The 11,990-nt window shown below is 32.6% G+C and carries 14 protein-coding genes and 2 riboswitches; of the genes, 9 read left to right on the forward strand and 5 right to left on the reverse strand.

What is annotated here, in order from left to right; genetic code table 11:
* Positions 1 to 49 precede the first annotated feature (49 nt).
* Both RAH41_RS16820 and pckA read right to left on the reverse strand, forming a co-directional pair.
* Positions 50 to 574, reverse strand: a complete 525-nt coding sequence (locus tag RAH41_RS16820; protein ID WP_331224100.1) for a hypothetical protein — start codon at positions 572 to 574, stop codon at positions 50 to 52.
* Positions 575 to 778: 204 nt separating this feature from the next.
* Positions 779 to 2,365 carry a phosphoenolpyruvate carboxykinase (ATP) gene (pckA, locus tag RAH41_RS16825; RefSeq protein ID WP_331224101.1) on the reverse strand — a complete coding sequence of 529 codons (1,587 nt, stop codon included), beginning with the start codon at positions 2,363 to 2,365 and terminating at the stop codon, positions 779 to 781.
* A gap of 314 nt (positions 2,366 to 2,679) precedes the next feature.
* Positions 2,680 to 2,792, forward strand: a riboswitch (SAM riboswitch).
* A gap of 207 nt (positions 2,793 to 2,999) precedes the next feature.
* Between pckA and metK the strand changes: the two genes are divergently transcribed.
* Both metK and RAH41_RS16835 read left to right on the forward strand, forming a co-directional pair.
* Positions 3,000 to 4,196: a methionine adenosyltransferase gene (gene metK / locus RAH41_RS16830; protein WP_331224102.1), complete on the forward strand. Its 1,197-nt coding sequence runs from the start codon at positions 3,000 to 3,002 to the stop codon at positions 4,194 to 4,196.
* 150 nt (positions 4,197 to 4,346) lie between these two features.
* Positions 4,347 to 5,336 (forward strand): NAD(P)-dependent alcohol dehydrogenase, encoded by a 990-nt coding sequence (locus tag RAH41_RS16835; protein ID WP_331224103.1) that lies wholly within the window; start codon positions 4,347 to 4,349, stop codon positions 5,334 to 5,336.
* Between the two features lie 134 nt (positions 5,337 to 5,470).
* Here the strand turns inward: RAH41_RS16835 and RAH41_RS16840 are convergent, their stop codons facing one another.
* Positions 5,471 to 5,635, reverse strand: coding sequence for a hypothetical protein (locus RAH41_RS16840; protein WP_331224104.1), 165 nt, complete (start codon positions 5,633 to 5,635; stop codon positions 5,471 to 5,473).
* 99 nt (positions 5,636 to 5,734) lie between these two features.
* Positions 5,735 to 6,709 (reverse strand): hypothetical protein, encoded by a 975-nt coding sequence (locus RAH41_RS16845; protein ID WP_331224106.1) that lies wholly within the window; start codon positions 6,707 to 6,709, stop codon positions 5,735 to 5,737.
* Positions 6,710 to 6,868: 159 nt separating this feature from the next.
* Between RAH41_RS16845 and RAH41_RS16850 the strand changes: the two genes are divergently transcribed.
* A complete protein-coding gene (locus RAH41_RS16850) occupies positions 6,869 to 7,324 on the forward strand; it encodes a MarR family winged helix-turn-helix transcriptional regulator (protein ID WP_331224108.1) in 456 nt (151 codons plus the stop codon).
* A gap of 83 nt (positions 7,325 to 7,407) precedes the next feature.
* A riboswitch (purine riboswitch) is annotated at positions 7,408 to 7,507 on the forward strand.
* Positions 7,508 to 7,581: 74 nt separating this feature from the next.
* A complete protein-coding gene (locus tag RAH41_RS16855) occupies positions 7,582 to 8,889 on the forward strand; it encodes an amidohydrolase family protein (protein ID WP_331224109.1) in 1,308 nt (435 codons plus the stop codon).
* Between the two features lie 49 nt (positions 8,890 to 8,938).
* On the opposite strand, the gene RAH41_RS16860 is transcribed toward RAH41_RS16855, so the two are convergent.
* Entirely contained in the window at positions 8,939 to 9,448 is a 510-nt protein-coding gene (locus tag RAH41_RS16860; RefSeq protein ID WP_331224110.1) for a DinB family protein, read from the reverse strand.
* Positions 9,449 to 9,688: 240 nt separating this feature from the next.
* On the opposite strand from RAH41_RS16860, the gene RAH41_RS22670 reads away from it, so the two are divergent.
* The 5 genes from RAH41_RS22670 (at position 9,689) to RAH41_RS16880 (ending at position 11,929) form a co-directional block, all read left to right on the forward strand.
* Complete coding sequence (locus RAH41_RS22670; protein ID WP_419471621.1) at positions 9,689 to 9,829, forward strand: hypothetical protein; 141 nt, start codon at positions 9,689 to 9,691, stop codon at positions 9,827 to 9,829.
* A gap of 31 nt (positions 9,830 to 9,860) precedes the next feature.
* Positions 9,861 to 10,064, forward strand: a complete 204-nt coding sequence (locus RAH41_RS22675) for a hypothetical protein (RefSeq protein ID WP_419471623.1) — start codon at positions 9,861 to 9,863, stop codon at positions 10,062 to 10,064.
* An 85-nt stretch (positions 10,065 to 10,149) separates the two neighbouring features.
* Positions 10,150 to 10,572 (forward strand): FosM family fosfomycin resistance protein, encoded by a 423-nt coding sequence (gene fosM, locus RAH41_RS16870; protein WP_331224112.1) that lies wholly within the window; start codon positions 10,150 to 10,152, stop codon positions 10,570 to 10,572.
* 200 nt (positions 10,573 to 10,772) lie between these two features.
* Positions 10,773 to 11,468: a pirin family protein gene (locus RAH41_RS16875; protein WP_331224114.1), complete on the forward strand. Its 696-nt coding sequence runs from the start codon at positions 10,773 to 10,775 to the stop codon at positions 11,466 to 11,468.
* A 35-nt stretch (positions 11,469 to 11,503) separates the two neighbouring features.
* The gene (locus tag RAH41_RS16880) at positions 11,504 to 11,929 is read left to right on the forward strand and encodes an OsmC family protein (RefSeq protein ID WP_331224116.1); all 426 of its coding nucleotides are present in this window, start codon (positions 11,504 to 11,506) and stop codon (positions 11,927 to 11,929) included.
* Positions 11,930 to 11,990: the final 61 nt, after the last annotated feature.

The raw sequence follows: 11,990 nt of genomic DNA on the forward strand, positions 1-11,990 counted from the left end.
AAAAAAAATGAGCCGAAGATTGGCTCATTTTTTTATGTAATTTCAATTCTTATTTAAATTTTTGTACTTCTATAACATCGCTTTTTATTAATTTATTTTTATTAGAATAAATTTTTATAGTGTAAAGATCATAATAATTATTTTTAATATAATTTTTTTGATCCACTTTCATATTTGAAGTAGCAATACAGCTTGAGAGCTTAAAAACGGCTCTTCCATTTATGATTTCGTATACTTGATTATAATTTATTTCTTCAATATTGATTCCAAATATTGATTGGATCTTTTTAGGTAGTTCTATTTCTATTCGACCATTTTTTATATCGTTTTTATAACGTTCTGGTACTGATACGACCAAATAATATTCCACTCCATAAAGTAATTGATTGTCGGAATCTTTAAATTCAGAATATCTTTTGGAAAAAGATTCAATATTCGGCTCACTTTCTTTAGAAGATAGAGAATCATGCTTATCTAATTTATTAGACGAGGTAACAGTATTAAATAAAAAAAAGGTGGTTAATAAAATAGTAGTAAATGAGAAAATCAGAGTAATTTTCTTTATAGAACTCATTTTTATCCTCCATTTAATTCGATTAATAATTAGTGATTAGTAATGATGTTCAGTTTATTTAATGTACATAATCTTATTCTTTAAATGTTAATAATTTCCTTTTAATGAATTATCTGAAGGTTATTTAATACTGAAATCAAAAAAGGCTGCCCAAAAGTCATTGATTCTGACTTTTTGGACAGCCTTTCATTATAAATTATTAGATTATTTTAAAGGTCCACCAAGTTCAGCTAATTTAGCATCAAAGCCTTCAAATTTTTTGAAGTTTTCTTTGAATTTAGTTACTAATTCAAGAGCTTTTTGATCATAAGCTGATTTGTCTTTCCAAGTTGTTGAAGGAACTAATACGCTATCAGGTACACCAGGTACATGAGTTGGAATTGCTAAACCGAAAAACTCATCTTGTGTAGTTTCAATGTTGTTTAAATCACCTTCAAGTGCAGCGTGAACCATTGCTCTTGTGTAAGATAGATTCATACGTTTACCTACGCCGTATTCTCCACCAGTCCAACCAGTGTTTACTAAGAATACATTTACATTATGTTTTTCAATTTTTTCACCAAGCATTTTAGCATATTCTACAGCTGGAAGCGGTAAGAATGGTGATCCGAAACATGTTGAGAATGTTACTTGTGGAGAAGTAACGCCACGCTCAGTACCTGCCAATTTACTAGTAAATCCACTTAAGAAATGGTACATTGCTTGCTCTTTTGTTAGTTTACTGATTGGAGGTAATACTCCAAATGCATCAGCAGTTAAAAAGATAATTGCATGTGGATGTCCAGCAACACTTGGCTCAATGATATTTTGAATTGCTTGCATTGGGTATGCAGCACGAGTATTTTCTGTTAAAGTTGTATCATCATAGTCAGCTAAACGGCTATCAGATTTAACAACAACATTTTCTAACACTGTACCAAATTTAATTGCAGAGAAAATTTGTGGCTCTTTTTCAAATGTTAAATTGATACATTTAGCGTAGCAACCGCCTTCAATATTGAATACACCATTATCTGACCAGCCATGTTCGTCGTCACCGATTAGCTTGCGGTCTGCATCTGCAGATAATGTTGTTTTACCAGTTCCTGATAGTCCAAAGAATAATGCTACATCGCCTTCGTTACCAACGTTAGCAGAACAGTGCATTGGTAAAACATTATTTTGTGGCAATAAGAAATTCATGATTGAGAAAATAGATTTTTTCATTTCTCCAGCATATTCTGTACCACCAATTAAGATAATTTTCTTTTCAAATGATACAATAACAAATGCCTCCGAATTTGTTCCATCAACTACAGGGTCTGCTTTAAATGTCGGAGCAGAAACAATTGTAAATTCTGCTTCATGAGTTTGAAGCTCTTGTTCAGTTGGGCGAATAAATAATTGATGAGCAAATAAGTTGTGCCATGCAAATTCGTTAATTACTTGGATTGGTAAACGATACTCAGTATCAGCACCTGCAAATCCTTTAAATAAGAATAATTCGTTACGATCTTTTAAGTAGTTAAGTACTTTGCTATATAATTTTTCGAAAACGTCAGCAGAGATTGGTTGATTTACTGAACCCCAATCGATTAAACTTTCAACAGATGCCTCTTTAACAATAAATTTATCTTTAGGTGAACGTCCAGTATATTTGCCTGTTGAAACGCTAACTGCTCCTGTTGACGTTAAAATTCCTTCTTGTCTTGTTAGGACTTTTTCAACTAACTCAGAAACGCTTAGTTGGTTATACATTTGATTACTAGTAAGTAATTCGTTTAATTCAAAGTTTACATCAACTGTCTTCATATACTAATACCATCCTTTAAAATATTAATTTGTCTGCCATGTAGGTATCTCGATAAATAGTATAACACATTTATTTTAATAGTGTATACTATTAGTTAGCAAAATGTGTTATGAATTTGATTAAAAAATAAATTTGAGTAAAATTTACTTATTTAAGGAAGTAATTTATTTAACTGTAAGCATAATAATTAGTAATTTCCCATTAAATAGAAATGAATGTAGAGATAAAGTTATTGTAGAATTATGTCTAAGTTATGATGAAAATTGTTGACAAGAAAGTGAAATTTTAATATGATACTTTTCATACGGATACTCTCTTATCCCGAGTAGGTGGAGGGATACAGGCCCTACGAAGCCCAGCAACCTCACTTTTAGTGAAAGGTGCTGAACCTGATGCAAGACTTTTTTATGTCTTGAACGATAAGAGCGAAAGGCAAATACAAAGACCCTTTCCTCATGTAATATTTGATAAGAGGAAGGCTTTTTTTTTGCCCAAAACTTAAATACAGTGGCAATTTCGTAATTTACACTGAGTTATCTTTATCTTAAATGGGAAACATAGGAATAGGAACAAACTTTTTATTCTTATGTTGAGAAAAAAGAGATCCGTCAATTCAATTTAGGAGGGGACTCAATGTCACAACGTCGTTTATTTACTTCAGAATCAGTTACAGAAGGACATCCAGATAAAATCTGTGACCAAATCTCAGATTCAATTCTTGATGCAATATTAACAAATGATCCGAATGCTCGTGTAGCAGCGGAAACTTCAGTTACAACAGGTTTAGTACTTGTTGCAGGTGAAATTACAACTTCTACTTATGTAGATATCCCAAAAATCGTTCGCGAAACAATCCGTGAAATCGGTTATGATCGTGCAAAATACGGATTTGATGCAGATACATGTGCAGTTTTAACTTCTATCGATGAGCAATCAGCAGATATCGCTCTAGGTGTAGACCAAGCGTTAGAAGCTCGTGAAGGTAGCATGACAGATGAAGAAATTGAAGCAATCGGTGCAGGAGACCAAGGTTTAATGTTCGGTTTTGCTGTTAATGAAACACCTGAATTAATGCCACTTCCAATTTCATTATCTCACAAAATTGCTCGCCGTTTAACTGAAGTAAGAAAAAATGAAACAGTTTCATACTTACGTCCAGACGGTAAAACTCAAGTAACAGTTGAGTATGATGAAAACAACAAACCAGTTCGTATTGATGCAATTGTTGTATCAACACAACATGGTCCAGAAGCTACTCAAGCTCAAATTGAAAATGATATTAAAGAACTTGTAATTAAACCAGTTGTACCAGCTGAGTTAATTGATGAAAACACAAAATTCTTTATCAACCCAACAGGGCGTTTCGTAATCGGTGGACCTCAAGGGGATGCTGGTTTAACAGGTCGTAAAATTATTGTTGATACTTACGGTGGATATGCTCGTCACGGTGGTGGCGCATTCTCTGGTAAAGATGCAACTAAAGTTGACCGTTCTGCTGCTTACGCTGCACGTTACGTTGCGAAAAACGTTGTAGCTGCTGGCTTAGCTGATAAAGCAGAAGTTCAATTAGCATATGCAATTGGTGTAGCTAAACCAGTTTCAATTGCTATTGATACTTTTGGTACAGGTAAAGTTTCAGAAGAAAAATTAGTTGAAGTAATCCGCAACAACTTTGACCTACGTCCAGCTGGAATTATTAAAATGCTTGACTTACGTCGTCCAATTTACAAACAAACTGCTGCTTATGGTCACTTTGGCCGTACAGATATCGATCTTCCTTGGGAGCGTACTGATAAAGCAGAAGTTTTAAAAACTGAAGCAGGTCTATAATAAAATGATTAAGGCTGAATATGGCATATGCTATATTCAGTCTTTTTTGTTTGTGTAAGAATCACACAGTTTTATTCTACATATAGGTATACTTAATAATCATATTTCATAGGTTTAAATGACTAAATTAAAGTTTGTATGGAGGAACCTATGAAGGCGATTATATGTACAAAATATGGTCCACCAGAAGTTCTTCAAATAACAGAAGTTGAAAAACCAAAAATAAAAGATGATGAGGTATTAATAAAAATACATGCAACAACTGTAACTGCAGGAGATGTAAAACTTCGAAGCTCCGATTTTCCTTATATGTATTGGTTGCTTTCACGCCTTATGTTTGGCCTCACAAAGCCGAAAAATAAAATACTAGGTTGTGAGCTTGCAGGAGAAATAGTTGCAGTTGGCAAAAATGTAAGGAATTTTAAAACAGGGGACCCAGTTTTTGGATATAGTGGATTTACTTTTGGAGCTAATGCTGAATATATTTCTTTACATGAGGAAGGTGTTCTAGCTAAAAAACCAATAAATATGTCATTTGAGCAAGCTGCAGCTGTACCTGTGGGGGCGCTTACTGCATTACACTTTCTTAGGAGAAGTATTATTCAAAATGGACAAAAAGTACTGATTTATGGTGCTTCAGGAAGTGTTGGAACTTATGCAATTCAGCTTGCTAAATATTTTGGTACAGAAGTAACAGCATTATGTAGTACATCAAATTTAGAATTAGTAAGAGCTTTAGGTGCAAATGAAGTGATCGATTATACAAATGAAGATCTTGCTAAGAGTAAAAAAACTTATGACATTATTTTTGATACGGTTGGTAAAAGCTCCTTTTCTAATTGTATAAGATTGCTTAACAAAGATGGCGTCTATCTACTAAGTGCTGTATGGAACCTATCAGTTTATTTTCAAGCTGCTTGGAGTAATTTAATGAGTAATAAAAAAGCTATACTTGGAGTAGCAAATATGAACAATGAAGATTTAAACTATATAAAAGCACTTATTGAAGCGGATAAGTTAAAAACCGTTATTGATCGACATTACCCGCTTGAACAAATTGTTGAAGCACATCGTTACGTAGAAAAAGGCCATAAAAAGGGGAATGTCGTTATTAACATTCGTGGGACTTCAGACTGTTGACATACGCTCCCATTCTTTCATTTGTATGTACGGTGCTTGTTACTGATATGTGGTTACTCTTTTGTCTCGAAATATTAGCGAACTTTTTATCTACAAATAAAAATCCCTCAAAATGACCTTTTGAGGGATTTCTTTTATAGATTTTCATTTTGCTGTCTGATTTCTTCTCCAGCAAATATGATATTGGCTGTTTCAATTTTACGGTGCTCATCCACAGAATGGCCTGGATCGAGATTATTAAGGTCTGCTTGTATTTTCATTTGCTCTTCGTTTATGAGGGGTTTATTTTTTTTGCTCAATTCTATTACCTCCATTTAGATTAAAAAAGTCGATGAAATTCATCGTTGTTTTAGTCTTAACGAATTGACTAACTTCATTCATTTATAGAAGTAATTGATTTACTCGCTTAATTCGTTTATTAATTTTTGAAAAGTGAGAAATGCGGGCTTTATAGTATAATCGTCCTTCATAATTCCAAATTGATGAAATAAATCGTATTTTGAACTATCAGCATCCCTTAAACCAAAAAATTCATAATGAGAAATATTTAATTCCTGGCGCAGTGAATAGACTGTTCGAATAATTACCTCAAGTACAAGTGCTTGTTGCTCATATGACCTTTCGATTTGTATAAATGGATTTTTGCCGGTAGGCCATCCATTTTCTGTAATGTGAATTGGAAGAGTGGATGGGAAACCATTACTATCCAATGTTTCTCGAAATTTACGTAGTATGTTTTCTACTGAAACAGCAACTTCCTCAATTTTTAATGGTTCCTCAAATACATCCACATAGAAATTATGACCTACATAATCAATTGAGTGAATGAATTTGTCCCCATCAATTTTCATTAGATTTTCCCAAAAATATGGAATTGTCTTTTCTCCCTCTGGAACCGAGCCAAATCCAACTTTAATAGGTAAATTGTATTTTTCAATTTCTTCTTTTGCAGTTAGAACGCCTTGTACAAGAGCTTCCAATACATACGGTTTGGAACCATCCATAAACGATAAATTAGGCTCATTCGTTATTTGAATTGAATAAAGGAAGGTGCCAAACTCTTTCATTACTTTACGCACAAAATTTAACCAATATTCTAAGGACAGGCTTGAATCCATGAGGCAGCCAATTGTTAAATCACCTAATAAACCTGCGCTTTTATATCGATTTAGAGCATTAAACACTTTTTCTTCTGTTTCAGGTCCCATATAGACAGCATACATTCTTGGTAAAAGCTGATTAGTATTGCCCTTTAGCTCTTTTAGTGCAGAAGCGATTTTTTCATAATTATCATCAGGACCTGTAGCTAATCCTATAGGTGTACCAGCTACACTAAGGGGATAGATACCAAAAGTTAATCCATTTGAATTCATTTACTTCACTCCTTCGATGTATAGTAAATGTTTATTTACTTATTTAAGTTAGTTTAATTAATATATTTATGTTATTATCTAATTATATCTCGGTTAAATAATAAACTTTTATTTACTATATGTCAATTCGAAAAATTTCCTAGAAAGGTTTGTAATAAGATGAACTCATATCCGAATCAAATTGCAGAGAAGTTTATCCAGCTACTTCCTCTAGTTTTTAATAAGTTTAACAAGCCGGGCTCTAAAAATTCTTTAAAGAATAAGCAGTCCGAGCTAACTCATTTACAAAGTCATATACTAGAAGAATTGTTTCAAACAGTAGATGGAATTTCAATTACAGAGCTAGCTCAAAATATAAGCATTTCAAAGCAGCAAATGACCCCATTAATTATGAAATTAGAAGAAAAAGAGTATGTATCTAAAATTAAAGATCAGAATGATAAACGAAGTGTAAAAATTATACTTACTGAAAAAGGAAAAAAAGTTGTCACAAAACGATGGGAAGATTTTTATCATATTTTTTGTGAAAGAATTGGACAATTGGATGAAGAAGATTTACTTGATTTAGACTACTCGATGCACAAAATGATAAAAATACTTGGGAAATTAGAATAGAGAGTATTAGAGAGTAGATAGATTTCATTTTTGTTAAATTATAGAAATCCTTGAACATTCATTACGAATCATTTATTATGTTTTATTATAACAACATAAAAACTTGTATAACCTCATTGATATGGTATGAGGGTCTCTACCAGGAACCGTAAAATCCTGATTACGAAAAAGAATGTAATTTTATTTACATCCTTCTTCGTAATCAGGATTTTTTTATTTTTCACACAATTATGAAAATGACTAGGGAGGAAAAAATAATGAAGACAGTCTATATAAATGCTACTATTTTTACAATGGATCAAGAGAATCAAATTTTTGATAATGGTATGATGATCGTACAAGGTCAATTCATTACTTATGTCGGAAATCATTCTGAAGAATTAATGAAGGATGCGGATCAAGTTGTTAATCTTCAAGGGAAATGGGTAATGCCAGGACTTGTAAATACACACTCTCATATTCTTATGACGCTATTACGTGGTATTGGAGATGACATGCTGTTAAAGCCTTGGTTAGAAACTAAAATATGGCCAATCGAAAGACAATATACAACTGAAATTGCTTCTGTAAGTGCACAACTTGGTATTTTAGAAATGGTTAAGTCGGGAACTACAACATTTTCAGATATGTTTAACCCTAATGGAATCGATCCAAATGTTGTCATGGAGACAATTGGTGAAACTGGAATTAGAGGAGCATTTTCATATTCAATATTTAGCTTTGGAACAGAAGAAGAGCAAAGAGAGAATCTGAAAGGTGCTGAGAAATTTTCAAAAGACTACAAAAGGTTTGCTGATGGCCGTCTAACAACGATGGTTGCACCTCATAGTCCATATGCATGTACACCTGAAGCTCTAATCGAAAGTGCTCGTATAGCAAAAGAAAATGATTTAATGATGCACATTCATGTATCTGAGACAGATTTTGAAATTCAAGATATTGAAGCCCGCTATTCGAACCGACCTGTAGAACATCTTCGTCAACTAGGTGTATTCAATCAGCCGACTGTTATGGCTCACGGTGTAGTTCTTAATGATGAAGAAAGAGCGATACTAAAGGAATATGATGTACGAGTTGCTCATAATCCAATTAGTAATTTAAAGTTAGGTTCTGGGGTTGCTGATGTGGTTAGTTTATTAGATGCCGGAGTAAAAGTAGGTATCGCTACGGATAGCACAGCATCTAATAACAATCTTGATATGTTTGAAGAAATGAGAATAGCAGCACTGCTACAAAAAGGAATGTATAAAGATGCTACAAAATTCTCAGCACAAACTGCATTAACACTGGCTACTAGAGGTGGTGCAGAAGCTATAGGAATGGGACATACTGGCTCACTTGAAGCCAATAAGAAGGCAGACTTTATTACAATTTATCCATTTGATAAAGAGCATTTACAACCATTAAGTAATGCCTATTCACACTTACTATACGCTGCACGTGGAAGCGATGTATGTGATGTTTTCATTGATGGGAAACAAGTCGTAAAAGACCGTATTAGTTTAACAATTGATGAAGAAAAAGTAATCGCAGAAGTCAATCGATTACAGAGCAGATTTGCTTAAAAGGAAGTATACATGGGAGCAGGAAAAGAACTTTCCTGCTCTTTCTAATTTAAAAGTATCGTTCATTGATGATTTTTAAGTGATGTAACTCATGGCCAGCAATAATATAAGCGATAGCACGTGGGGTCGTTGGGTGATTTAGCACATTACCTACATTTTCTAATGTTTCTTTCGGTAAGTTTTCTAGCATAGATAATGTCGCTTGACGAACAGTTTGATATTCATAAATAATTTGCTCTAGCTCAAGTCGGTTAAAATTTGCATTTTCATTATAGGCATTCTCATCAAAAGATGGTAAAGGATTGTGATCGCCTCTTGCAATGGCTAAAAGGCGATAGCACATTATTCTTTCTGTATCTACTATATGTCCAAGAACTTCCTTGATACTCCATTTGCCTTCAGCGTATCGATATTCAGATTTTTCTTTCGTAATCGATTTAAAAAAACTAACTGATTCCTCTAATTGCTTCCTTAAAATAGTTTGTAAGTCCCCTTCAGGAACTAGTCCAATATAACCTTTATAGTGCGGATTATATTCGTTTGAATTCGGTCTAGACATCAATTAATCACCTCAAAGTTTTTATTTTAGATCAACAAAAAAGAAGACGTAGTACAATAAGAAATTATATCGTATGGTAAAATTATGTAAATAGAAGTTTGAAAAATAAAAATATTAAGGATGATTGATATGAATAATCAACTGAAGCAACGTTTTAAGCAATTTGAAAAAATGAATGTGAAAATTCTAGTGGATTATTTGAATATTTATCATTAAAAGTTTCAGAGGGTGAAGAGGTAATTGATGTGTGTTCTTTTTTCAGAAGGTGGTCAGCCTATTCCAAATTTATTATTAGGTTCGATACCTTATTTATTAATGAATGGTGATCATCATCCGTTAAAAAAGTTCTACCCTAGCCGCTATATGTATGTAGGTAAATGAAATCAATTTAATAGAAGCTGACGGAATTAAAATCCTTACAGAAGTAGTCAAACAATTATCAAATGACTCAATACTATGTATTTTTCATACACATGTCGCAAATCAAATACCGGTTGAGAGGAAACAAAGTTTACTTAAAACGATTGAAGATATTAGTAAAATAGGGATGTGTTTCATTTTTATAATAATATTTTGGATCGAATGCTACATCTTGACTATTATATTAATGGGGTAAAGTATGAAGAAATAATTGGAGAAACAGAAGGTCATAGGAAATGGTTTGAATGGAAGATTTAGTAAATTTGAAATGAGGAAGTAATATGGAGATAAAAGGGATCAATCATTTGTTGTTTTCAGTGTCTAATCTTGAAAAAGCAATCGATTTTTATAGAAATGTATTTGATGCAACCCTCTTAGTGAGAGGTAGAACAACAGCTTATTTTGATTTAAATGGTATATGGCTCGCTTTAAATGAAGAGAAGGATATACCTAGAAATGAAATTCATCATTCATATACTCATTTGGCTTTTACAATTGATGGAGATTCCTTTGAAAAAATGTATGATAAATTAGTTCAACTTAAGGTAAATATATTAAATGGACGAGAAAGAGATAAACGAGATAAAAATTCAATTTATTTTACAGATCCAGATGGACATAAATTTGAATTTCATACTGGTACACTGAGAGATCGGATTGAATATTATAAGCAAACAAAATCACATATGGATTTTTATATTTAGTTGTTGGATAGAAAGTTTAACTAAACTTTCTATAAAAATATCTTGAATTAAAGATATTTTTTGATACAATATAGTTAAGTAATCGGTAAATAATATAGAAATAACTGTATTAAAAATATTGGAGATTGAGATATATATAGGTAGATTAATCTTGGAAAATATCTCGAATTAAAGATAAAAACAAAAGGAGCGATAAAACTATGTTCAAAAAAATCAATAATAAACAATTAGGTCACGCTGATCACGGTTGGTTAAAAACAATTCATCATTTTTCATTTGCTAATTATTATGATCCAAGTAATATGAACTTTGGAGTATTAAGAGTGTTAAATGATGATTTAATTAAAGCACACAGAGGATTTGGTACTCATCCACATAGTGATATGGAAATCATAACATATGTCATTAATGGGAATTTAACTCACGCTGATAGTATGGGGAATAAACATGAAATTGGACGTGGTGATATTCAGTACATGAGTGCAGGAACGGGTGTGTATCACAGTGAACATAATATGGGCAGAGATTTATTAAGATTAATTCAATTATGGATTATTCCTGACAAAGCAGGTCGTACCCCAAATTACGGTGACTTAATATCAGATTGGGATAAGAGAGAAGGAAAATGGTATCATATGGTATCTCCAGTTGAAGGGAATGCCCCAATTAAAATTCATCAAGATGCAAATATTTACTCGCTTGCATTAAATGAAAATGATGAAATTACATTTGAAATGAAAAAGGATCGACAAGCGTATTTAGTCTTATTAGAAGGAAATGCCATTGTAAATGGAGAACTAATGGAAGCTAGTGATGCTGCAAAAATAATTGAAGAAGATATTAAAATAAAATCAAAAGATTTTTCACATTATTTAGTAGTAGAAATGAAAAAATAATAGATGAAATGATCTATTTATTGGAGGATTAGGAAATGAAAACAAGTATTAAATGGGATGGTAAGTTAGCCTTTTCAGGAATTGCACCTTCCGGCCATGAGATAAAAATGGATACTGCCGAGTCTTTAGGTGGAGATAATAGTGCACCTACACCAGTTGAACTTTTAATTAATGCAGTCGCAGGATGTACAGCGATTGATATCGTATTAATCCTTGAAAAAATGAGATTAAAACTAACTTCATTCGAAATTGAAGTAAATGGTGAACGAGCAGAGGAGCACCCTAAGCGATTTACTGACATTCACTTGCATTATATATTAAGTGGAGAGTTAGATACAGAAAAAGTTCGAAAAGCGATTAAATTATCAAAGGATAAATATTGCTCCGTAGCACATTCGTTAAATGCTAACATTACAGCAGGTTTTACTTTAAATGGAACGAAGGATGAAGAAGTACTGTAAAAAAAATAGCTGTCTCAAAAGTAAGAGTACTTTTGGGGCAGCTTTTTTAATTATGATTCAA

This window comes from Gottfriedia acidiceleris, from assembly GCF_036421055.1.
In the GTDB taxonomy this organism is placed as follows: Bacteria; Bacillota; Bacilli; order Bacillales; family Bacillaceae_G; genus Gottfriedia; species Gottfriedia acidiceleris_C.